Genomic DNA, 1,683 nt, shown 5'->3' with positions numbered 1-1,683 from the left:
GAGTCGCGCGAGAAAACCCGCGTGTTGCTGGTCACAGGCCCCGGCTTCGAGCCGCCCATGGTGGGCCAGATCATTGCCGGTTTCCAGCGCCGCCTGGGGGCCAGCGTAGCGGTCGAGGTGGAACTGGTGGAGTCGATTGCCGCCGAGAAGTCGGGTAAATTTCGCTACATCATCAGCCATGCTGTTTAACCAACCAGGTAGCCCCTCCCATGCGTGACCTTTTGATCATGTCGATCGTGTTTGCGGGTGCCTTTGCCGCACTGAAGCGGCCCTGGATCGGCGTCATGCTCTGGGTCTGGCTGAGCATCATGAACCCCCACCGCTATGCCTTCGGTTTTGCCTACAACGCGCCGGTCGCCGCGATTGCCTTCGGGGCCACCATCATTGGCTTGCTGACGACCAAAGAGCGCAGCTCTCCCTTCAAGGGGACGGCGGTCACCGTGTTTGCGATGTTCATGGTGTGGATTTCCCTGTCGACCTTGTTCGGGATCGATCCGGGGGATGACTACTGGCAATGGAACAAGGTCATGAAGGTGGATGCCATGGTCCTGGTCGCCCTGATGCTGCTGCATAACAAGAAGCACATCCTGGCCCTGACCTGGATGTCGGCCGGTTCTCTGGCCATGCTGGGTGCCAAGGGCGGCCTGTTTACCCTGATGACCGGTGGCAACTTCCGGGTCTGGGGCCCGCCGGGCTCGTTCATCGAAGACAACAACGAGTTTGCGCTGTCGCTGGTGATGGCCATTCCCTTGCTGCGCTTTTTGCAGCTGCAGCTCACCAACCGCTGGGGCCGCCACGCCATGAGCGTCACCATGCTGATGTGCGCGGTGGCATCGCTGGGCAGCTATTCGCGCGGCGCAATGCTGGCGATGGGGGCCATGGTGGCGTTTCTGTGGTGGAACGGCAAGAACAAGCTGACCGTGGGCCTGGTGCTGTTTCTGGCGGTGCCGCTGCTGGTGGCCTTCATGCCCGATGCCTGGATGGGTCGCATGGAGTCGATTGGCGAATACCAGGAGGACGAATCCTCCATGGGCCGCATTTCCGCTTGGTGGAATGCCTGGAACATCGCATTTCACTATCCGCTTGGAGTGGGTTTTAACGCCGCCCGCCCCGAGCTGTTTGCCTTGTACTCGCCGACACCTGAGAAGGTCCACGCGGCGCACAGTATTTACTTCCAGGTCCTGGGCAACCACGGGTTTGTCGGCCTGTTTCTGTTCTTGACCCTGTGGATTGCCACCTGGCGTTCGGCGGGCTGGCTGCGCACCCGCTGCGGCAACATCCCCGAGGCGGCGTGGTGCGTCGACCTGGGGGCGATGTGCCAGGTCTGTCTGATGGGCTATGCCGTCGGCGGGGCCTTCCTTAGCCTGGCGTACTTCGATCTGCCCTACAACGTCATGGTGATGGTGGTGTTGACCCGCGTGTGGGTGCAAACCAAAGGCTGGCTGCGCGAACCGGCCTATGTGCCCGGCTGGAAAAACATCCCGGGCCTGGCCCGCCCTGTGATACCCCTGCCTGCCAAGCCGGTCAAACGCTATGTTTAAAACCCTGCTCAAGCCCCTGTCGCCCGCAGGTGCGCGGGGCCGCCTGTCGGTGCTCATCTTCCACCGTGTGCTGCCTGAGCCCGACCCCATCTTTCCCGGCGAGGTGGATGCCACCACCTTCGATGCCATTTGCAGCTGGATG

Annotated in this window: 1 protein-coding gene and 1 pseudogene; both read left to right on the top strand. The window is 62.0% G+C overall.

What is annotated here, in order from left to right; all coding sequences use genetic code 11:
• Window positions 1–189 (top strand): annotated as a pseudogene (locus tag AC097L_RS23700) (phenylacetate--CoA ligase family protein); the annotation flags it as partial.
• Window positions 190–209: 20 nt separating this feature from the next.
• Entirely contained in the window at window positions 210–1,541 is a 1,332-nt protein-coding gene (locus AC097L_RS23695; protein WP_479589190.1) for a putative O-glycosylation ligase, exosortase A system-associated, read from the top strand.
• Window positions 1,542–1,683 lie beyond the last annotated feature (142 nt).

This window comes from Rhodoferax sp. RT5P35, assembly GCF_056521385.1.
This window is presented reverse-complemented; position numbering and strand designations above follow the sequence as displayed.

What these genes read in the sequence shown, in the direction of transcription:
- AC097L_RS23695 (WP_479589190.1), top strand. Translation starts at nt 210, where the DNA reads ATGCGTGACCTTTTGATCATGTCGATCGTGTTTGCGGGTGCCTTTGCC.